The sequence below is a fragment of the Devosia pacifica genome (genome assembly GCF_014652635.1).
GTDB lineage: Bacteria > Pseudomonadota > Alphaproteobacteria > Rhizobiales > Devosiaceae > Devosia > Devosia pacifica.
This window is the reverse complement of sequence record NZ_BMZE01000002.1, coordinates 789,918-811,571: the sequence shown is the minus strand read 5'-3', so window position 1 is coordinate 811,571 and position 21,654 is coordinate 789,918. Positions and strand designations below refer to the sequence as shown.

16 protein-coding genes are annotated in these 21,654 nt (G+C 60.7%); 3 read left to right on the top strand and 13 right to left on the bottom strand.

The annotated features are described in order from the left end of the window. The first annotated feature begins 30 nt into the window (after positions 1–30). A complete protein-coding gene (locus IE127_RS11020; protein WP_210310478.1) occupies positions 31–324 on the top strand; it encodes a YkvA family protein in 294 nt (97 codons plus the stop codon). 41 nt (positions 325–365) lie between these two features. Here IE127_RS11020 and IE127_RS11015 read toward each other — a convergent pair whose 3' ends face one another. The 5 genes from IE127_RS11015 to IE127_RS10995 form a co-directional block, all read right to left on the bottom strand. After that, positions 366–2,081: a putative bifunctional diguanylate cyclase/phosphodiesterase gene (locus IE127_RS11015; protein ID WP_189425717.1), complete on the bottom strand. Its 1,716-nt coding sequence runs from the start codon at positions 2,079–2,081 to the stop codon at positions 366–368. A 240-nt stretch (positions 2,082–2,321) separates the two neighbouring features. After that, the gene (pyc, locus tag IE127_RS11010) at positions 2,322–5,762 is read right to left on the bottom strand and encodes a pyruvate carboxylase (RefSeq protein ID WP_189425716.1); all 3,441 of its coding nucleotides are present in this window, start codon (positions 5,760–5,762) and stop codon (positions 2,322–2,324) included. 77 nt (positions 5,763–5,839) lie between these two features. Continuing rightward, positions 5,840–6,256, bottom strand: a complete 417-nt coding sequence (locus tag IE127_RS11005) for a protein tyrosine phosphatase family protein (protein WP_189425715.1) — start codon at positions 6,254–6,256, stop codon at positions 5,840–5,842. Between the two features lie 81 nt (positions 6,257–6,337). Beyond that, a complete protein-coding gene (locus IE127_RS11000) occupies positions 6,338–7,867 on the bottom strand; it encodes a putative bifunctional diguanylate cyclase/phosphodiesterase (protein ID WP_189425714.1) in 1,530 nt (509 codons plus the stop codon). A gap of 189 nt (positions 7,868–8,056) precedes the next feature. Further along, the gene (locus IE127_RS10995) at positions 8,057–9,115 is read right to left on the bottom strand and encodes a glycine betaine ABC transporter substrate-binding protein (protein WP_189425713.1); all 1,059 of its coding nucleotides are present in this window, start codon (positions 9,113–9,115) and stop codon (positions 8,057–8,059) included. Between the two features lie 217 nt (positions 9,116–9,332). On the opposite strand from IE127_RS10995, the gene IE127_RS10990 reads away from it, so the two are divergent. Both IE127_RS10990 and IE127_RS10985 read left to right on the top strand, forming a co-directional pair. Beyond that, complete coding sequence (locus IE127_RS10990; protein ID WP_189425712.1) at positions 9,333–10,535, top strand: ABC transporter substrate-binding protein; 1,203 nt, start codon at positions 9,333–9,335, stop codon at positions 10,533–10,535. Positions 10,536–10,666: 131 nt separating this feature from the next. Beyond that, a complete protein-coding gene (locus IE127_RS10985; RefSeq protein WP_189425711.1) occupies positions 10,667–11,704 on the top strand; it encodes a zinc-binding dehydrogenase in 1,038 nt (345 codons plus the stop codon). On the opposite strand, the gene IE127_RS10980 is transcribed toward IE127_RS10985, so the two are convergent. The 8 genes from IE127_RS10980 to IE127_RS10945 all read right to left on the bottom strand — a co-directional run bounded on the left by IE127_RS10980 (position 11,701) and on the right by IE127_RS10945 (position 21,639). Further along, a complete protein-coding gene (locus tag IE127_RS10980; protein ID WP_189425710.1) occupies positions 11,701–12,990 on the bottom strand; it encodes a branched-chain amino acid ABC transporter permease in 1,290 nt (429 codons plus the stop codon). The two genes, IE127_RS10985 and IE127_RS10980, sit on opposite strands and share 4 nt — an antisense overlap. Further along, positions 12,987–13,991 (bottom strand): branched-chain amino acid ABC transporter permease, encoded by a 1,005-nt coding sequence (locus IE127_RS10975; RefSeq protein ID WP_189425709.1) that lies wholly within the window; start codon positions 13,989–13,991, stop codon positions 12,987–12,989. The genes IE127_RS10980 and IE127_RS10975 overlap by 4 nt, the downstream gene beginning before the upstream one ends. 5 nt (positions 13,992–13,996) lie before the next feature. Then, entirely contained in the window at positions 13,997–14,701 is a 705-nt protein-coding gene (locus tag IE127_RS10970; RefSeq protein WP_189425708.1) for an ABC transporter ATP-binding protein, read from the bottom strand. A 52-nt stretch (positions 14,702–14,753) separates the two neighbouring features. Continuing rightward, positions 14,754–15,536, bottom strand: a complete 783-nt coding sequence (locus IE127_RS10965; protein ID WP_189425707.1) for an ABC transporter ATP-binding protein — start codon at positions 15,534–15,536, stop codon at positions 14,754–14,756. A gap of 143 nt (positions 15,537–15,679) precedes the next feature. Beyond that, on the bottom strand, positions 15,680–16,075 hold the full coding sequence (locus IE127_RS10960; protein ID WP_373297308.1) for a methylglyoxal synthase: 396 nt from the start codon (positions 16,073–16,075) through the stop codon (positions 15,680–15,682). A 73-nt stretch (positions 16,076–16,148) separates the two neighbouring features. Beyond that, entirely contained in the window at positions 16,149–17,750 is a 1,602-nt protein-coding gene (locus tag IE127_RS10955) for a methyl-accepting chemotaxis protein (RefSeq protein WP_244640121.1), read from the bottom strand. 131 nt (positions 17,751–17,881) lie between these two features. Further along, a complete protein-coding gene (locus IE127_RS19815; protein WP_189425705.1) occupies positions 17,882–19,588 on the bottom strand; it encodes a methyl-accepting chemotaxis protein in 1,707 nt (568 codons plus the stop codon). An 89-nt stretch (positions 19,589–19,677) separates the two neighbouring features. Then, the gene (locus IE127_RS10945) at positions 19,678–21,639 is read right to left on the bottom strand and encodes a methyl-accepting chemotaxis protein (RefSeq protein ID WP_244640119.1); all 1,962 of its coding nucleotides are present in this window, start codon (positions 21,637–21,639) and stop codon (positions 19,678–19,680) included. Between the last annotated feature and the right edge of the window lie 15 nt (positions 21,640–21,654).

The following is a 21,654-nucleotide window of genomic DNA, read 5'->3' as shown; positions in this document are numbered from 1 at the left end:
ATGGGTAAACCCGACCACCATTTATAGCGCATGATCAAGTCTTTCGCTTCCGCCCTCATGCCTCGCATCTTGCGCTTCCGTAAGGAAGTGGTGCTCTTGTGGCACGCGTTTCGCGCTCCGGAAACGCCGCTTTATCTCAAGCTCGCGACGGCCTTCGTCGCGTTCTATCTCGTGAACCCGTTCGACCTCATCCCAGAGGTCTTGCCACTGATTGGTTTTGTCGACGATCTGATCCTTGTACCGCTGATGGTCAGCTGGATCGTCTCGCGGCTGCCGCCGGAGTTTACCGCAAAGCCGGTGCCGGCGCGCGTACGGCGCAGATAGGCTGAAGTGGGCCGCACAGTCCCTGGGCGGCCCACTTCAGTTCAGACAACCTGACGCAGCTTTGCAGGCGCCGGCATTTCTGCCTTGCGACGGGCACTCAGCAGCTCGATATCGGAAAGCGTCTCGATAAGCTCGCCCGCAGGAACGGGCCGTGAGTAATAGTACCCTTGGAATAGATTACAGCCTCGACTTGCGAGGTAGTCTACTTCCTCAATCCGTTCTGCTCCCTCGGCCAGCAGGTGCAGTCCGAGGCCATTGCCCAGCGCAATCATTGCCGAGCAAATCGCTTGGGCATCGGGCTGAGTGTCCACATTGGACACGAATTCACGGTCGATCTTCAGTTTATCGAAGGGCAGTTTGCGCAGATAGCTCATCGACGCATAGCCCGTGCCGAAATCATCGATCGCAATGCTCAGCCCCAAATCCTTCAGTCGCCCGAAGGTGCGACGGGTATAGTCGTGGTCGACCATCGCCGCACTTTCGGTCAACTCGATCTCGAGCTGGTCAGGCGCTATTTTCTCCGCCTCTATCGCTTCCGCCAACATGTCGCGCAACCGAGGATCGAGAAACTGACTCGCCGATAGGTTGATAGCGACCTTGAGCCGATCTCCCCCATGCGCGTTCCACCGGCCCACCTGGGCGCAGGCCTCTCGCATGACCCATAGACCGATCTTGTCGATCAGGCCGCTGCGCTCCGCGATTGGGATGAACTGGCTTGGCTGGACCAAGCCGCGCTGCGGATGGTCCCAACGGATAAGGGCCTCCGCGCTCCGCGCCCGGCCTTCGGCGTGGCAGACGACTGGCTGGAAGTGCAGCAGGAACTCATTGGAATCAAGAGCCTTGCGCAGATCCTGTTCAAGCTCGAACTGTTCGCGAATTTCCTGGCGGACACGCGGAGCATGTCGCGACACCGTTTTTGGTATCGTGGTATTTGCTGCGGCGGCCAGCGCAGCATCGAGCAAATCAGCACCATATGCTCCATCAACGCCCGCAAGCGCGACGCCGCCGGTAAGTTCAGGCATTGCCTCGACCCCGGCAACGGGCACCGGGTGCGATAGCGAAGACAGGTTTTCACGCAACACCGCTTCGACGCTTTCGGGTCGTCCGGCGTCAACGCGCTTGATGAATGCAAAGGCTGCCGCCTCCACGCGGGCGAGGGGAACGTTCCGCTCCAGACCAGCCTCGAGACGATCAGCGAGCTGACGCATGAAGCCATCAGCGTGGCTCTGATCATACGTTGCGAGCAGGCGAGCGTAATTTGCCACACGCACGACGCACACTGCCGGCGCCTTGTCCTGAGCGAGCATTTCGTTGAGCGTGTCTGTAAAGGCGTCGCGGTTCATCAGTCCCGTCGCCGGATCGACGGTTTCAAGTTGCACCATTGCTGCGTCAAGACGCTGCAATGTGTGCGAGGCATCTGCCATCAGCGTTCCGACCTCGTCTCGGAAACTGACAGGCAAAGCGGGCAGCTCGCGTGTTTCACGATAAGTGCGCAGTGCTTTCGACGTCAGGATGACTGGCGCAAGCAGTTGATTGAGGACGAACAGCGTGATGCCCGTCCCAACCAGCGTTGCAGCCAGCGCTATCCCGAGCGTGCTCCAGATGAGACCTGGATCACGGGTCAGGTTGAAAACGCTATAGGCAATGATGCCGAGCAACGGAATGTGCGTGCCGATGAACGCCATCAGCATGATCTTGGCTCGGTAGTTCAGGGCCCCGAACCGCGAGATTGCGGCATAAAGGGTCAGATTGGTCACGTTGGTCCCCTGTTTTGCGGGTGGCTTCACCCGACAATTGCCGGGGAGCGATGTACCAAAGGTAAAGCTCCGAACTGGAACGAAAAACTGGTAAGCCAGAACTTAAGAAAAACAGACAGTTGAGACAGTGGCCCGGCGCCGGGCCACTTAACGAGCGCTTTCGCGCTCAGATACACATATGGCGCCGTTACCGGCGCCATATGCTGTTTCCGTCAATCTTGGCAGATCTGCTCTAGCCGGTTACTCCAGCCGAACGAGCAGATCCTTTGCGTCGATCTGGTCGCCCGGCTTCACCAGCACTTCCGCGACCGTGCCATCCGCTTCGGCGTGAATAGCTGTTTCCATCTTCATGGCCTCGATCGAGACCAGTACATCGCCCGTTGACACGGTCTGGCCTTCCTTGACCGATACGCCCGAGACAACGCCCGGCATTGGCGCGCCAACCTGCTTGGCATCCCCGGGGGCAACCTTGGGGCGCGCCACTATGTCGCCGGCACGCTGCCTGTCCGGCACGGAAATCGTGCGCGGCTGACCATTGAGGTCGAAGAAAACGCGCACTTCGCCCTTCTCGTTGGGTTCAGCCCGCCCGAGATAGTTGATGACGAGCGTCTTGCCCTTTTCGATGTCGACCATGAGCTCGTCGCCTTCGCTCATGCCGTAGAAATAGGCGGGCGTCGGCAGAACTTCGGTTGGTCCGTACATTTCCTGCGTCCGCGCAAAATCCACATAGACCTTCGGATACATCAAATAGGAAGCCAAACGCAGATCATCGATTTCGACACCGGCCTCCTCGGCGGCCTTGGTGCGCTCCGCCTCAAGATCAGCCGGGTCGAGATAAGAACCCGGGCGCTCGGTCATTGGCTTGCGATCCTTCAGCACCTTTTTCCGCAGCTGCTGTGGAAAGCCCCCCGGAGGCTGGCCGAGATCGCCCGCAAAGAACCCAACGACCGAGTCCGGGAAGGAAACATCGCGCTTGGGGTCCTCGACCTCGGCGCGCGTCAGGCCCGCGGAAACCATCGACAGCGCCATGTCCCCCACGACCTTCGAGCTCGGCGTCACCTTGACGATATCGCCGAACATCTGGTTGACGTCGGCATAAGTCTTGGCGACTTCGTGCCAGCGGCTCTCAAGCCCCATGGAGCGGGCCTGCTCCTTGAGATTGGTGAACTGCCCCCCAGGCATTTCGTGCAGATAGACCTCTGAAGCGCCGCCCTTGAGATCACTCTCGAATGCCCGGTACTGGTTGCGGACCGCTTCCCAATAGAACGAGATCTGCCGGATTGCCTCCGCAGACATATCCGGATCGCGTTCGCCATCGGCAAGAGCCGCCACGACCGAACCGAGTGTCGGCTGGCTGGTGGTGCCGGACAACGCATCCATTGCCGCATCCACCGCATCAACGCCGGCATCAACGGCTGCAAGGATGCTGGCGGCGGCCGCGCCGGACGTGTCGTGCGTATGCAGGTGGATCGGCAGGCCGATCTCCTGCTTCAGCGTCGAAACGAGCTTGCGTGCGGCAGCCGGCTTCAAAAGGCCGGCCATGTCCTTGATGCCAAGGACGTGCGCGCCAGCGGCTTCGAGTTCCTTTGCGAGGTTTACGTAGTACTTGAGATCGTACTTCGCGCGGTCAGGATCGAGCATGTCGCCGGTGTAGCAAACCACGGCTTCGCACACCTTACCGGCGGCGATGACCGCGTCCATCGAGACGCGCATGTTCTCGACCCAGTTCAGGCAGTCGAAGACGCGGAAGATATCGACACCGCCCTTGGCCGCCTGCTCGACGAAATACGTGACGACGTTGTCCGGATAGTTGGTGTACCCAACGCCGTTGCTGCCGCGCAGCAGCATTTGCGTCAGGATGTTCGGTGCGCCCTCACGGACGCGCGCAAGACGCTCCCACGGATCTTCATTGAGGAAGCGCATCGACACGTCGAACGTCGCGCCGCCCCAGCATTCGAGCGAGAACAGGTTTGGCAGTCCGCGGCTGTAGCTTTGAGCGATACGCGTGATGTCGAAGCTGCGCATGCGGGTCGCCAGCAGCGACTGGTGCGCGTCGCGCATCGTCGTGTCGGTGAGCAACACGCGCTTCTGCTCGAGCATCCACTTGGCGAGACCTTTCGGCCCTTCGCGTTCAAGGATCTGGCGCGAACCTTCGTTGACGCTCAGCGGCTTGAACTCCGGCACAACGGGCTTTGCCGCATCTTCCGGCGGACGTGGTCTGTCGCGAACTTCGGGATGACCGTTGACCGTAACATCCGCCAGATAGGTCAGGAGCTTGGTCGCGCGGTCCCGGCGCAGTTCGAGATCGAACAGTTCAGGCGTCGTGTCGATGAAGCGCGTGGTGTAGCGGTTCTCGACGAAATCAGGGTGGGTAATGACATTTTCGAGGAACGGCAGATTTGTCGAAACGCCGCGAATTCGGAACTCACGCAAGGCGCGGTGCATGCGCGCGATGGCTTCTTCCGGGGTTGGAGCCCAGCACGTGACCTTTTCCAGCAGCGGATCGTAGTAGCGCGTGATCACCGCGCCGGCATAGGCCGTACCGCCATCGAGCCGCACGCCAAAGCCCGTCGCCCCGCGATAGGCGGTGATCCGGCCGTAGTCGGGAATGAAGTTCTGCTCGGGATCTTCGGTCGTCACGCGGCACTGGATGGCGTGACCGTGAAGAACGATATCCTCCTGCTTTGGCACACCGGATTCGGGCGTGCCGATCACCGCGCCGTCGAGCGCATGGATCTGGGCCTTGACGATGTCGATGCCTGTCACCTCTTCGGTGACCGTGTGCTCAACCTGAATACGCGGATTGACTTCGATGAAGTAGAAATCCTCCGAGTCCGCATCCATCAGGAACTCGACGGTGCCGGCGCCGCGGTAATTCGCTTCCTTGCCAAGCCGGACAGCAGCTTCCGTCAGCTGCTTGCGGGTCTGCTCTGACATGTAAGGCGCCGGCGCACGCTCAACCACTTTCTGATTGCGGCGCTGAACCGAGCAATCGCGCTCAAACAGATGAACCAGATTGCCGTGATCATCGCCCAGGAGCTGAACCTCGACGTGGCGGGCACGCTCCACCAGCTTTTCGAGATACATCTCATCCTTGCCGAACGCGGCCTTTGCCTCGCGTTTGCCTTCGGCCACTTCATTGCGCAGCGACTTCTCGTCCATGATCCGGCGCATGCCGCGGCCACCGCCGCCCCAGCTCGCCTTGAGCATCAACGGATAACCGATCTCCGCCGCCATGCGGGCGACTTCCTCAAGGTCGTCCGGCAGCGGCTCGGTCGCAGGGACCACCGGCACGCCGGCTGCAACAGCCATGTTGCGGGCCGCGACCTTATTGCCGAGATCGCGCATCGTTTGCGTCCGCGGACCAATGAAGATGATCCCCGCCTCTTCGCAGGCATCAGCAAACTCAGGACTTTCCGAAAGCAGGCCATAGCCGGGGTGGATCGCATCGGCGCCGGAAAGCTTTGCGATACGAATATACTCATCGATCTGCAGATAGGCCTCGACGGGCCCCTTGCCCTTACCGATCAGGTAGGCTTCGTCGGCCTTGAACCTGTGCAGGGCCAGCTTGTCCTCTTCGGCGAACACCGCCACCGTCCTGAGACCAAGTTCATTCGCGGCCCGGAAGACGCGGATGGCGATTTCGCTTCTGTTGGCGACGAGTATTTTCTTGATCGGCATAGATCATCCGGTTCTGACAAGATGCAAGGTTCGGCCACCTTTAACGGCGGACGGCAGGAAGATGTTTCAGCCTAAGCCTAGGAGCGGCTGAGATGCCCGGCCAGATGCGACATGTCATAGCCGGCATGCGCAGCCTGATCGATGATGTCCTGAGCATCGGCGTTGCCCGCCTGGGACAGCGCCCAAAGCGTCGTAGAGCGCGTTCCCGAGCGACAGAAGGCAAACACCGGCCCATCGCTTTCTTCAAGAACGGTGCGCGTGCTTTCAACCATATCGGGGCTGACACCATCACGGCCCAGGGGGATGTGGTGATAAGCAAGACCCTCAGCGTTGGCTGCCGCCTCGATTTCGCTCGCCATCGGCTGATCCGGCGCTTCGCCATCCGGGCGGTTGTTTATGATCGTGGTGAAGCCCTCAGCCTTGAGCGTTGCGACATCTGCCGGAGAAATCTGTCCCGACACGCTTATGCGATCGTTGATCCGCTTCAATTCCAAGTCGGGCACTCCATTCGCCGGTTTGAGACTGCCCACTTTATATCCAGCCGAGGGACCGCGACGCAACTATGACGTTGCAGGTCATGCGGCAGCGATATCTCGGCCAGCACGCAGGATGTCCGACAGGCGCTGCGGCCGGGCGAACAGATAGCCCTGCATGACATCGCAACCGCACTCCGACAAGACTTGTGCCTGTTCATGCGTCTCCACGCCTTCTGCAATCACCATGACTCCCAGCCCTCTGGCAATTGTACAGATAGCCGTGACGATCATCCTGTCGACGCTTTTCTCGGCGATGTTCGAGACATAGGCGCGATCGATCTTGATGATGTCGAAGGCAAAGCCGCGCAGATAGTAAAGGCTCGCGTGCCCGGCACCGAAGTCGTCGATCGCAACGCGCGCACCGAGCGCGCGCAGCCTCGCGAGATTTTCGAGCTCGGCACCTTTGGCCAGCAACGGCACGCTCTCGGTAATTTCGATGATCACTGCACGCGGATCAATCGCCGATTCCTTGATGATGGCCTCGAACGCTTCTGCAAAATCTGGCCGCCGCAATTGCGCAGGCGAGACATTGATGGCAACGGCGCCGGTGTTGAGCCGCTGAAAATCGCTGCAGGCACGTCGCAACACCCAGTCGCCGAGCAAGTGAATCAGATCGCTCTTTTCTGCGACAGGCACGAAGTCGAGTGGCGCGATCATGCCCCGGACCGGATGGCGCCAGCGAACCAGCGCCTCGTACGACAACACCGTCCTATCGCTCGAACGCATGACGGGCTGGTAGGCGAGCTCCAGATCGTTCATCAAGATCGCGGCGCGCAGTTCGCGCTCGACGAACCGGCGATGCCGCTCCTCGCCGAGCATCTCCGGATCGAACGCCACCACGGCGTGCCGCCCTTCGCGTTTTCCCGCGTAGAGCGCAAGGTCGGCCTGCGAGATCAACTCGCTGGTGTCGGAAGAATCCTGAGGGGCACATGCAAGTCCGATCGTCGCTGAAAGCCTGACCCTTCGCCCCTCATGATAAAAGGGCTCGTCGAGGCTGCGCAACAATTCCTTGCCGAGCTGCATCAGTGCCTGCTTGTCGCCGACACCTGGCAGCAGGGCGCCGAACTCATCGCCACCCAGGCGCCCTATGATCGCTTCCGGAGCGGTATTTCGCAACGTTGCGATCAGATGGACCAGGGCCGCATCGCCTGAGGCATGACCATTGGTGTCGTTGACGATCTTGAGATTGTCCATGTCGACCTGCAGGTAACCGGCCGGCTCCGGCGCGCCGTGATAGACATGCTCGAGCATTTTCTCGATGAAGAAGGCGCGCGTGAACGCGCCGGTCAGGGCGTCGCGATTGATTGCGGAGAACAGCTTGTTCTGTGCTGCATCGACCTCCGCAGCCCGGGCCTTGAGGCCGGCATACCCACCGCGCAGCATCGCCAGCGCACCACCCGTCAAGACGACGCCGAGGCCTGCCAGCACGCCTCGGGGAGGACTGAGCCACTCACCAAACGCCATGTCGATAAGGCCACACGCCATTCCGCCGATGAGCAGCAGGCTCGCTGCCACCGTAGACTTGCGGTGAGACTGGACGATACTCGAAAGACTGCTTGCGCCGCGCATTTCAAACCTGCTCTGCCGCGCCGCAATGCGTTCGGCGCGACTGCGACTATCTGACAGAGATGTGAACTCAAACTAAATGCGCACGATTTTTCTGAACAGGAACAAGCACTTCAACATCCCGGCAACCACCACTGTCATGACGATTTCATGACTGGTATCTGTGCAACGGGAGTGTTGGTAAACGCATGGTTATTGTGAATCCGGCTCTCCGACCCAAGGCTGCCAGACCTCCGGCTGTTCTTCGACGAACCGTTCGGCGACCTGTGTGACAGTAGCGCCCGGCAGGTTCAGTTCTCCAAGCAGGCCATTCATCACTGATACCGGCATGCTGGCGCGCCGCAGGTAACCGGCGATTTCCGGAAGCTCGGCGAACACCCACTCCGCTGCTGCAACGACCACGATCTCTGGCGCAAATGAAGAGGGTTGTGGAGCAATGCAATCAGCATCGGCAAGGCAATCCATCGCCTCCTCGTCATACGAGCCCATGTCGAGCGGCACGAAATCAAACTGATCGAGGATGGCGTTGGGAGCCCAGTAGTAGGTAACAAACGGCTCCTGACGGCTGACTGCACCGGCGATCATCTCGTCCATCTCGAATCGATTGGCAGGCTCTAAGAGCCTGAACCGCGCCGCCAGGCCATGCGCTGCAAGCAGGTTCCGGTTGATGATCGAGCAGGCCCAGTCCGCAGGACAGGAGATGAAGGCCGGCAAATCTCCGGGTGTCAAAGCGGTTTCAGTCTCCTCCACATTGGATTCGGTTGCGTCACTTTCGCCCTGCTCCCCAAATACCGGCGAGCCCGCAAGATCGGCTGCGCTTGAAAGTTCAGCATCCAGCTCGGCGACATAGGCTGGCACATACCAGCCCTCGAGCGACGCTTCGGCATAGGTATCGGCCGCTGAACGGAGCGCCTGATTGTTGATGCCGGTGTTCCAGGTTTCGGCGATACGCATTGCCCAAAGCTCTGGCGAAATGGCCGGCTGGCCGGATCCTGCCATGGCGGAAATGGCGCTTGCCATCTCGCCCCCCAGCACCTGGGTCTGACATCCATAGGCATCGGCGAGCAGCAATGCGTGGATTTCCGCGAGCAGCGCTGCCGAGGGCCACTGGAAGCGCGCGATACTGACCGGGCGGGTGCCGCAGGGCGCAGCGGGCTCAGTCTCTTCAACCTGGGGCGCCGCGCCTGCAGTTTGCGCATGCGCTGGCAGCGCCAACGCCAAAAACAGAACAAGCAGCCAACCAGCGCGCATGACACTCTCCGTCTTGAAGTTTTCTCGTTATGCACGTTGCCGCCAGGGTGCAGCAACCGTTCTCGTTGACCCATTTATTCACCCGTGACTCGACGCCGAAAAGTATGGCAATGTCCCCGCAGTGGGGCACAGGCGTGCCTCCGACAGTTATTTGCCCCGGCTCCACACAGAGGACCGCGAAGGTCACCGTCGAGGCAGATCCAATAGAGGGAAACCCATGCAGATCTTGAAGAAAACCCTTCTCACCGCCGTTGCAGGCTCGGCGCTCGCCATGGCCGCTCCGGCGATGGCCCAGGAGGCCACGATCGGCTTTCTCGGCGGCTTCACCGGCCCGATCGAAAGCCTGACCCCGCCGATTTTCGAAGGTGCGCAACTGGCTGTCGAGCAGGTCAACGCGCAGGGCGGCATTCTTGATGGCGGCGAACTGGCCATTACATCGGCAGACGGCGCGTGCGACGCCACCGCCTCGGCCGCTGCTGCCGACCGCTTGATCAACACCGACGGTGTTGTCGCCCTGGTTGGCGGCCTGTGCACCGGTGAAACCATTGGCGGATTCAACAGCGCCGGACTTCCTGGCAATGTCGTGTTCGTTTCCCCGGCTTCTACCGCGCCGTCTCTGACGACGCTTGAAGACGATGACCTGGTCTTCCGTACCACCCCGTCCGACGCGCTTCAGGGCGTCAAGATGGCCGAAATGCTGCTGGGCAAGGGCATCGAGGACATCGCCGTCACCTACGTCAACAATGACTATGGTGCAGGCTTCGCCGACGCTCTGGTGACCGCGTTCGAAGAAGGCGGCGGCACCGTCGCGGCCAATGTTGCGCATGAGGACAACAAGGCCGACTATCGCGCTGAACTCGGCAATCTCATCGCGTCACAGAACCTGGTGATCCTCGCTTATGCGAACTCGTCCGGCCAGACGATCCTGCGCCAGGCGGTCGAGAGCGGCAACTTCACCACCTATGTTGGTGGCGACGGCATGGTCGGCGATGCTCTGCTGACCGGCATCGAGGCCTCCATGGTCGAAGGCATGATCGCAACGCGCGCCGGTGCACCGTCGGGTGAAGCCACACAGCTCTATACCGATCTCGCAGACGAAGCCGGGCTCGACGCCAACGCGACCTATGCTCCGCAGGCTTACGACGCGGCGTTCCTTCTGGCGCTTGCCATCGAAAAGAACGGCTCGGCCGACCGCGAAGGACTTTCCGAGGCGCTGCGCGAAGTTGCCTCCGCTCCCGGCGAGACCATTCTTCCGGGTGAGTGGGAAAAGGCCAAGCAGCTGATCGCTGAGGGCACAGACATCGACTATCAGGGTGCCGGTGGCGACCTCGACTTCGACGATGCCGGCGATATCGACGGCATCATCATCGAACTGGCCATCGAGGGCGGTTCGTTCACGGAAGTCGGCCAGATCGACTAAGCCCATATCAATCCGCTGAACCTTGAGGCCCGGGAGAAATCCCGGGCCTTTTTGCGTCAGGCTCACCACATCTGCTTGACTCAGTCGCCGCCTCAGACACCCTACGCGTAAAGTCTGAGGAGGAAGAAACCATGCGCGCAGCCGTCATTCGACAGTTCAACGCCGACCTGTCGATCGAAGAGGTCGACGATCCGATCTGCCCCGAGAACGGCGTGGTTCTGGAAGTAGCGGCCTGCGGCATCTGCCGGTCCGACCATCACGGCTGGAGCGGCGAGCACCCCCGCGTCAAACCTGGCGCCATACTGGGGCATGAGTATTGCGGCACGGTGGTCGAGGCTGGAGCGAAAGCGCACCACAAGGTGGGCGATAGGCTTATCGCTCCGTTTATTCTGGCATGCGGCGAATGCCAGGCCTGCCGCTCAGGCGTGTCCAACACGTGCCCCAATCAGGTCGCGCCGGGCTTCACTCTGCAGGGCGCCTACGCGCAATACGTTGCGGTGCCGTACGATCATAATCTTGTTCATCTGCCGGAGACGCTCTCGCCGCAATTGGCGGCAGGCCTGGGCTGCCGTGTCACGACCTCATGGCACGCGCTGACAGATCGTGCGGCGGTACGGGCCGGGGAATGGGTGGCGATACACGGCACCGGCGGCATCGGCCTGTCGGCCGCATTGCTGGCGAAGGCCCTGGGCGCGCAAGTGGTAGTCGTCGATATCGTTGACGAAAAGCTCGACTACGCAAGGCAGCTCGGCGCGGATGCGGCCGTCAACGCCAGGAACGGCAATGCTGCAGAAGAAATCCGCGAGATCACCGGCGGAGGGGCGCAGGTCTCGATAGAGGCTCTCGGCGTCGAGGCGACCACAAACGCCTCGATCGAATGTCTCGCGCCTTTGGGGCGGCACGTGCAGGTCGGCATGCCGGTTGGCAAGACCGCTCACATGACGATTAACATGAACGCCGTCTATATGAAGAACCTGGCGCTTTTCGGCACGCGCGGCATGCCCGCGTGGAAGTATCCTTCGCTTCTCGGGCTGATAACGCGCGGCGCCGTCGACCTGACCCCGCTCGTCACCAAACAGGTGCCACTCTCGGGGGCCAGCGCCGAACTGCACGCCATGAATGGCCCGACGCAGCCCGGCACCGCCGTCATCGCGGACTTTACCCGCTAGTTCCGGGCCCGCGGCCCCGCGTATTCCGGGATCAGCCCGCGCGGCGCATAACGCAGGGCGACGGAGATCACGACGCCGAGGACGAAAACCCGCATCTGGGCCGACCGCGATTCAATCTCGGGGATCGGCCCGATCCCGGCCCATGTCGATACATAGCTGACGAGCTCGAAAATCGCGCGCGCCAGCGGCTCGGAGATCATCCAGACGAAATAGATCCCGATCGCACCGAGCAAGGCGCCCCAGTTGTTCCCGGCGCCGCCGACAATCACCATCACCCAGATCAGGAAGGTATGATTGATCGGCTGGTAGCTCGAGGGGTCGTGGATCTGCACGAAGCTCACGAGGATGGCGCCGCCGATACCCATCAGAACCGAGCCAAAGATGAAAATCTCGAGCTGGCGCGCGGTAACGTTCTTGCCCATCGATGCCGCCGCGATGTGGTTATCGCGAATGGCGCGCATCATGCGTCCCCACGGCCCGCCATAGGCCCGCTCGATCAGGACGAAAACGATCGCCAGGACAAGCAGAACCAGCGCCAGAAACCCGCCGCGTGACAGAAGCAGGGACGCCGTATCGCCGTAACCTTCGGCCATGTAGTCCTGCGCGAGAGGCGATGGCCACGGCACTGGCGAAACGGTCAAGGTCCCGCGCGTCAGCCAGTCCATGTTCTTGATCAGCGCACGGATGATCTCGGAAATGCCGATCGTCGCGATTGCGAGATAATCCGTGCGCAGCCCGAGACAGATCTTGCCGACGATGTAGGCGATGGCTGCAGCTAGCACGCCGCCGAATAGCCAGCCCAGTACCGGATGCGCACCGAGCCCACCGACGAAACCGGCACTGGATTCGATATAGGCGGCGGCCGGATCGATCTGGCTTCGATAGATGACATAGGCCGTGAACCAGGCGAGAATGGTCAACGCCACGTGCCAGCCACCTCGTATCCCCAAACGTGTGCTCTTGCGGGCGCCAAACACGAGCAGAGCGCCAAAGGCGAATGCGAGCAGTGCTCGCCCTAGCATCCACGGACCATCGGATCCCCAGAATTCGGGGTTGACCGGATAGGATATGAAGGTGACGGCGAACCCTCCCAGCATCATGAAGCCCATGATGCCGAAGTTGAACAACCCGCCATAACCCCACTGGATGTTGAGCCCGAGTGCGATCAATGCATAGGCAGCCGCCTCGAGCAGACGCGCTGTGGTGAACGGGACGCCGAGCACTGCGCCAACAGCGAGGATCAGCAGGAAAAGGCCGATAAACAGCCCCAGAGAGCGGCGGATCATGTCGAGGCTCCCTTGAAGATACCAGTCGGCCTGACAAGCAGCGTGATCACCAGAATGACGAACGCCACAGTGAGTTTATATTCGGTCGGCACCAGCGCCAGATTGTTCGGCAGCTCCAGCCATTCCGGCAGGACATCCCGCAGCGGACGCAGCACCAGCGTCCAGTTGAAAACGGCAAGCGTTTCGGCAAAACCGATGAGAAAACCACCGGCGATGGCGCCATAGGCCTGCCCTAAACCCCCGACGATCGCGGCAGCGAAAATCGGCAGCAGGATATTGAAGGCAAGGTCCGGCTTCAGCGTCACATCGAGCGCCAGCATGGTGCCCGCTGCACAGGCCAGAGAGCCCGCAATTATCCAGGTGACGCGAACGACCAGTTGCGTGTTAATGCCGGAAACCTGCGCCAGGTCAGGGTTATCGGCCATGGCGCGCATTGCCTTGCCCAGCCGCGAGCGGGTGAGAAAGAAATGCAGCGCCACGACCACAACGATGGTCAGCAGGATCAGCATGATCTGAGGTTCGGTAACGACCAGCGGCCGCGTCGAGCCAATGGCGCTGGTGTCGATCCGGAAGATTGTCTTCGGCTGCGTGTCGAAGAACGAATAGGTGCCGGTTCCGAAGAACAGGCGCAGCAGCCCCTGAATCATCAGCGTAACGCCGATCGAGGCAATCAGAAGTGTCACCGGGCGCGCGCCACGCCGCCGCAGGGGTGCATAGAACCCCTTGTCGATCCCGAGCGCGAGAACGGCTGCGATTACCATTGCCAGCGGCAACACGATAAAACCCGTGGCAATCGGCGTCTGGATGCCCAGGGCCCCTGCCCCGACAGCCAGGATGAATGCCACGAAGGCGCCCATGGTCATCATGTCGCCATGTGCGAAATGGGCAAAACGCAAAATGCCGAAGATCAGCGTCACGCCGATCGCACCAAGTGCGTAGACCGAGCCCAGTACAGCGCCGGCGATCACCACCTGATTGAAGAAGAAGACGAGTTCGCTCACCTAGCCTAACCCCCGAGGAAACTGCGGGCGACTTCCGGATCGGCGATCAATTCCGCTCCGGTCCCGGTGAAGCGGTTCTGCCCGTTGGCGAGCACGAAACCGCGCGATGCAAAGGCAAGGGCCTGACGGGCGTTCTGTTCAACCATCAGAATGCCGACCCCTTCCTTGTTGACGTTGACGATGGTCTCGAAGATCTCGATCACATAGCGCGGTGATAGCCCGGCTGAGGGCTCATCGAGCATCAAGAGCTTAGGGTTCGACATCAGCGCCCGACCCATCGCCACCATCTGACGCTGTCCACCGGAAAGCTCGCCCGCCGGCTGCCGGCGCTTCTCGGCCAGCACGGGGAACATGTGGTAGACCCACTGCATGGTCTGAGAGAAGTCATCGCGGCGCACGAAGGCGCCCATCTCGAGGTTCTCCTCGACGCTCATCGTCGTGAAAACGTTCTTTTCCTGAGGCACGAAGCTCAGCCCGAGCGGCACCAGCCGGTCTGGCTGCGCATTGGTGATGTCCTCGCCGTCGAACACGATGCTGCCGCCGGTCACCTGCAAGAGTCCAAAGATGGCCTTGAGGGTCGTCGACTTGCCGGCACCGTTCGGCCCGACGATCACGCCGATATCGGACTTCTCGATGGACATGTCGACGCCGTTGAGGATCGGCGCCCCGCCATAGCCGCCAACCACGTGTTTGAGTTCGATCACAGCCATGCGCACGCTCCGATCCGAGGGGTGCACGTATCGCGAGGCGCTAGAATGGTCATCACGCGACCTCCACGGGCGAGCCGAAATAGGCCTCGATAATCTCTGGGTTGGAGCGGATCTCGGCCATCGGCCCTTCGGCGATCTTGCTGCCCTGCGCCATGACGATCACCGGATCGCAGAGCCGGCCTATCAGGTCCATGTCATGCTCGATGACAAAGAAGGTGTAGCCGAGTTCGCGGTTCATGCGTTCGATGTTGCCCGCGAGGTCGTTCAGAAGCGTCCGGTTGACGCCTGCAGCAACCTCGTCGAGGAGAACCACCTTGGCGTCGACCATCATCGTGCGCCCCAGTTCCAGAAGCTTCTTTTGCCCGCCCGACAGATTGCCCGCCAGTTCATCGCGCACATGCCCGAGTTTCAGGAAGTCAATGACATCGAGCGCCTTGGCGCGAACGTCACGCTCACGCTGCGAAGCTGAAAATGGTCGGAACCAGACGTTTCCAAGATGTTCGCCCGGCTGGTCTCCCGGCACCATCATCAGGTTCTCAAGTGCCGTCATATGGGAGAACTCGTGGGCGATCTGGAATGTGCGCAGCATCCCGCGCCGGAACAGATCATGCGGCGGCATGCCCGTCACATCCGCGCCATCGAAGATCACCTGGCCGCTATCCGGCACGATATTGCCAGCGACCATGTTGAACAGCGTCGACTTGCCGGCACCATTCGGCCCGATCAGACCGGTGATGGAGCCCCGGCGAACGCTGAGCGAGCAGTCTTCGACAGCCGCGATGCCGCCGAAATGTTTTGTGACGTTGCGCACGTCAATGACGAGGTCTTGCGACACGATTGGCGTGATCCGTATTCCTGACTAATTGAGCCCGCTGTTTCCGCGGGGCCCGTTTTCCGGGCATCTGCTCATAATGGCGGTATGCGGTCAACCTGACCCGGCTGTCCAGCCCGCTCCTCTGTTCATCGGCGGCGGCTTTGTCAACGCTTTTCCGCCTCGAGAGCCATGAGAACAGCATCGGCGGTCGCCCGATTACAGGCGAAAAGCGTGCCATAGAGCGTTGCAAGACGCGTCAGCGCCTTCACATCAACGTCGTGTGGCAGAGCCGTCAGCGGATCGATGAAAAACACCAGAGCGTCGAGCCCGCCATCGGCAATGCGGGCGCCAAGTTGCTGATCGCCGCCGAGCGGCCCGCTCTTGAACAGATAGACCTCAAGCTTGGCCTCGTCGCGAATGCGACCGCCCGTAGTGCCAGTTGCGAAGAGTTCGTGACGGCAGAGCCGGTCACTGTGGCGCTTTGCCCACTCGACCATCTCCGCCTTCTTGTCGTCGTGCGCCACCAAGCCGATACGCGCCATCATAGCCCCCACAGCCATCCCTGTCGCGCCTGTTCAATCACGCGCGCAACGTCGCCGCAAGCGGACCGGGAATGAAGAGCCAAGGCTCGTGTCAGAAGGCGGCCCATTCGGGCGCAGCACTTGCGCCGCTTTTGCGCGCGCCCCGAGACGGAGCAGCGTGAGAACCGCGAGCGTCGACAACCTGCGGCGACCACGCCTCGAGCTTGAATATCTCGACGATACCATCGAGTTCGGTGGCCTGGGCCTCGGTCTGTTCGATCGCTGCATTCGTCTCTTCGACCAGCGCAGCATTGTGCTGTGTCATTTCGTCCATCTGCCGCACCGCTGTACCGACCTCGTTGACCGCATCGGACTGAGCTTTGTTCGCGCTGGCAATGGCATCGATCAGGCTGGCGCTCTCCTGCGCGCCCGAGACGATCTGAACCAGCTTTTCAGAGGCAAGATCGACCAGCTTCGAGCCAGCGAGCACTTCTTCCGAACTCGTCTCGATAAGTGCCTTGATCTCGGATGAAGCCGAGGCCGCCGATTGCGCCAGCCGGCGCACTTCGACGGCTACCACAGCAAAGCCCTTGCCGGCGTCGCCTGCGCGTGCTGCCTCTACCGAGGCATTGAGCGCCAACAGATTGGTTTGGAAGGCAATGTCATCGATCATCCCGATGATCTTGGAAATCTTGCTCGATGAACTGGAGATCTTCTCCATGGCCTCGGTCGCCTGGGACATAACCTGCCCGCCGTCCTCAGCGCTCGAGGAAACTGATTTCGCCTTTGTACTCGCCTCTGACGCGCGACCGGCATTATCGGAAATGGTCTGCGCCAGCTGTTCCATGGCAGCAGACGTTTCTTCGATGGTTGCCGCTTGGCGCGTGGTTCTATCGGCCAGATCGTTGGCGCCGGATAGGATTTCCCCTGTCGCCGTCTTGAGGACTCGCGAGGTATCGCGCAACTGCCTGACTATCCCCGTCAGCCGATCGGCAACGGCATTGGTATCGTTTTTGATCTGGCTGAAGGCCGGATCGAGATCCTCGCTCACGCGAGCGGTCAGGTCCCCCAGCGCCAGATCCTGGAGAACCGCGCCGGTCACATCCACGGCCTTCTTGATCTTCGCCGCATTCGCAGCTTCGGCATCAGCGGCTTCGCTGGTGAGCTTGTCGAAGTAGGCGCTGACGCCGATGTCGATGTCGAGCAACATCGCCTTGACGATATCCGACAAAACGATGCCGAGATTGTCGACCTTTTTCATCACCGCATCGGGATCGAGCGGCTTGTTACGGCCGAACCGACCGGGCTCAGGGCGCAATGCCTCTGCCATCGCATCCCGCAGAACGCCCTGAATAAGGGTCTGAACAATCACGCCATAGCCGCCGATATGCCAGCGCGGCTCGAGCCCAATCTGCGCGTGGCGCAATCCAACCTTCTGGCTGGCTTCGAAATAGGCACCGTCAAAGCGCCCTGCCGCGATGGCCTGCCAGTGGCCGGTTTGCTTGCCCTGGGCGCGGCTCATCTGGTCGCGGCCGGAGAAGAACTTGGAGACTGCCGGGACTTCCGAGATCTTGTCGTAGAAAAGCTCCAGGGCAACAGGCAGGTGCTTTTCTACGGACCCACTCATCGTTGCCATGCGTTGACTGGCCTCTGCATCGAGGCCAATAAAAGACAAACGTGTTGAGAGGCTGTCACTAGCCGGGGTCTTGGTCATTCAGCGTACCATTTATTGCCAGAACTTCGACAGGTCTCAAAATTGGGCACTGCCTTCCACTTAAATGCTACGACAGAACTATATAACAGCCTGTTATCGAGACCTCGTACTAATACGGTGGTCTTGCTTGTTTAGGCGGCGACACGTGCGCGAGGGGGTGGCCGCTTCTGGGCAGAAGTACCACTGCCAAATCTGAAGGCTTCGACCAGACGATCGAGTTCACGGGCCTGGCCTTCGGTCTGTTCGATCGCGGCGTTCGTTTCTTCCACCAGAGCAGCGTTGTGCTGAGTCATCTCGTCGAGCTGCCGGATCGCCGTATTCACTGACTCGATGGCTGTCGACTGATGCTGGCCAGCGCGCGCAATGCGTTCGATCAGTTCGGCGCTCTCATCCGCTCCGCTCAGTATGCTCTCGAGGCTGCGTGAGGCTTCCGTGACAAGCTTGGCGCCACTACCGACTTCGCTTGAGGATTGTTCGATCAGGGCCTTCACCTCTGATGAGGCTTCCGCGGCTGATTGCGCCAGGCGCCTGACTTCCACGGCAACCACGGCAAAGCCCTTGCCGGCTTCGCCGGCTCGCGCGGCCTCCACCGAGGCATTGAGCGCCAAGAGATTGGTCTGAAACGCGATGTCGTCGATCATCCCGATAATGCTCGAAATCTTGTGCGATGAGGCCGATATCCGTTGCATCGCCTCGGTCGCTTCATTCATCACCTTTCCACCGGTCCGTGCGCTTTCGGTCAGCGCACGCGCCTTTCCACTCGCTGCATCTGCATGCCGGGCATTGGTGACCACCGCCTCGGACAATTCTTCCATTGAGGCGGAGGTTTCTTCGATCGTCGCCGCCTGCCGTGTGGTTCTTTGCGCGAGGTCATTGGCGCCGGAGAGAATCTCACCGGTCGCGTCGCGGACGCGTGCCGAAGTCTCGCGAAGACCGGAGACGATCGACACCAGCTTGTCGAGCGTAGCGTTGTAGGCCTGCCGCAACTCTTCGTGGCGTCCGGTAAATTGGGTATCCACTCGCCCGGTCAGATCGCCTTTCGACATCTTCTCGAGGCTTTCGGTCAGCAAGTCCATAATGCCTTCACCGCGCTTGCGCTCGGTAATGTCACAAGCAAACTTGACCACCTTGATCGGCTTTCCATCGGCATCCAGCACGGGATTGTAGCTTGCCTGGATCCAGATTTCCTTACCGCCTTTGCCGATCCGCTTGTACTCGGCCGACATATAGTCTCCGCCGCGCAAACGGCGCCAGAAATCCTCGTACTCATCGCTACTTGCATAGCCAGGATCACAGAACATGCGATGGTGGCGCCCCCTGATCTCGTCGAGGGAATAGCCGACCGCGCCGAGAAAATTGTCGTTGGCGGTTATCACCGTGCCATCGAGATTGAACTCGATCACAGCCTGAGAACGAGAGATTGCCGCCATCTTTCCGGCGCTATCCAGCGCGCGGCGGGTCTGCTCGGTGATGTCCGTTGCGAACTTGATCACCTTTACCGGCCGCCCGGCTTTGTCGAAAATCGGATTGTACGAGGCCTGGATCCAGATTTCTCGCCCGCCCTTGGCAATCCGCTTGAAGGCGCCTGAGACAAACTCTCCAGCAGCAAGCGATCGCCAGAACTCCGTATATTCAGGAGACTTCGCATGATCATCGGCTACAAACATCCTGTGATGCTTGCCAAGGATCTCCGCGCTCTCATAGCCCAATGTCTTCAGGAAGTTCTCGTTGGCCGAGAGGACGTTGCCGTCCAGCGAGAACTCTATCACCGCCTGAGAGCGCGAAATTGCATCAATCTTGGACTTGTCTTCATAGGCGCGACGACGAGAAAACAACATTTGCCCCTCAAATGCAAAAGCGACGAACACAGTATAGTGTCCGTCGCTCCGCTTAATTTGGGGCGAGGTCGAGACCTCGTAAATCTACGCTAGAATTCGTTCCAGTCGTCGGAAATAGCAGCGTTGCCGTCGGTGAGATAGGCCTTGGCCGCCTGCCGTGGCTTGCCGCGCGCGGGTGCCGGTTCCGAAGGCGAGATCGTTGCAACAACATTGCCGCCAGGGCTGCTGTTGGTACGGAAGACCTCGACGATGGTATCGAGCTCGCTTGCACGCGATTCCGTTTGCTCGATGGCCGCGTTTGTTTGTTCGACCAGCGCCGCATTGTGCTGAGTCATCTCGTCCATCTGGCGGACCGCAACGTTCACTTCGTCGATGGCTGAGGCCTGGCTGCGGCTTTCGCGTGCGATGCCTTCGATCAGTGTGTTGTTGGCGCGCGCAGCTTCCAGCATTGCCTCGAGCTTCGTCGAGGCCTCCGTCACCAGCTTCGAGCCACTTGCGACCTCGTCCGCCGACTGCTCGATCAGCACCTTAACCTCGGAGGAGGCCTGCGCCGCAGACTGCGCCAGGCGCCGCACTTCGACTGCCACGACAGCGAAGCCCTTGCCGGCCTCGCCGGCGCGGGCAGCCTCAACCGAGGCGTTGAGCGCCAGAAGGTTCGTCTGGAAAGCGATGTCGTCGATCATGCCGATGATGTTGGAGATCTTGGCGGAGGACTGCGTGATCTTGTCCATCGCAAGGGTTGCGCGGCTCATCACTTCGCCACCGTCTTCTGCGGTCTTTGCCACCGCTGCAGCATTGCCGTTCGCTTCCTTGGCGCGCTCCGCATTCTGCAGCACCGTATTGGCAAGTTGCTCCATCGCGGCTGACGTTTCCTCAATGGTCGCCGCCTGACGCGTGGTCCGCTCCGACAAATCATTGGCGCCCGCAAGGATTTCGCCCGTAGCCGTCTTGAGTGCACGCGAGGTGGTCTTGATCCGCTCGACGAGCGTGGTGAGCGTTTCAGCCACGGAGTTGGTATCCGATTGCAACCGCGCGAAGCTGCCCTCAAAAGATCCTTCCATGCGCACCGTCAGGTCGGTCTGCGCCAAGGCGGTCAGCACCTGGCCGGTGGCAGTCAAGCCTTCATCGACGCTGGCCACCAGCCGATTGACCCCCGCAGCGAGTGTATTCAGTTCCGCGTCAGGAAATTCTACCTCGACGCGCCGCGTGAAGTCGCCGCTACCGGCAGCATCGACCACCTCGCCGAACGCGCCCTGCAATTGGCTCATCATGGCCCGGCGCTCCTTTTCGGCCGACAGTACGCGGGCAGCCTCCGCCTCCGTCATTTCATAGACCTTGAGGCCATTCTGCCGGAACACTTCAATGGCGCGCGCCATCTCGCCAAGCTCGTCCTTGCGCTCGGTGCCGTCGATCCCGACGTCGAACTCGTTATTGGCGATACGGGTCGAGACCTTTGTCAGCGCGCGGATCGGACGGGAGAGGAAGCGGTTGAGAAACAACGCCAATCCGACGAGGCCCACAGCGAGGATGCCCAGCGCTGTCAGGGTGACCGTGACAGCATTGCCGATTGCCGCATTGGTGCTGCCGGTCATGTCCCAGGCAATCACGAGCGCGCCCGCCAGCTTCTGACTGATGCCGAAATAGACCGGCGTGGCTGTGACATGGGTTTGCCCATAAACGTAGGAGATGGTCGTGCCCGATTGCATCGCCTCTGCCGCAGGGGACGCAAGGTCCAGCCCGGCTTGGTCAGGTGCGCGGCTTTCGCTCAGCACGCTGCCATCGAGCCCGAACGCGGCACCAGCGGCAAAATCGATCGCCGCGTCAGCCTGGAACTCTTCGAATTGCTGGCTCAGGCTTTCGCTCTTGCCGAACCGGATGAAGCCAGCCGACTGCCGTCCCAGAAGTTCAATCAGTTGATTTTCAGATTGAATGAGTTCCTTGGTGGTGAACTGCAGAGACAACCAGTTGCCGAGCAAAGTAACTGTGATGACCAGGACAATCGTGACGAGACTGACAAGTCCGGTGATCTTTTGTGCAAGTGAAAGCTTCATCTGTTCAGCCCCAGA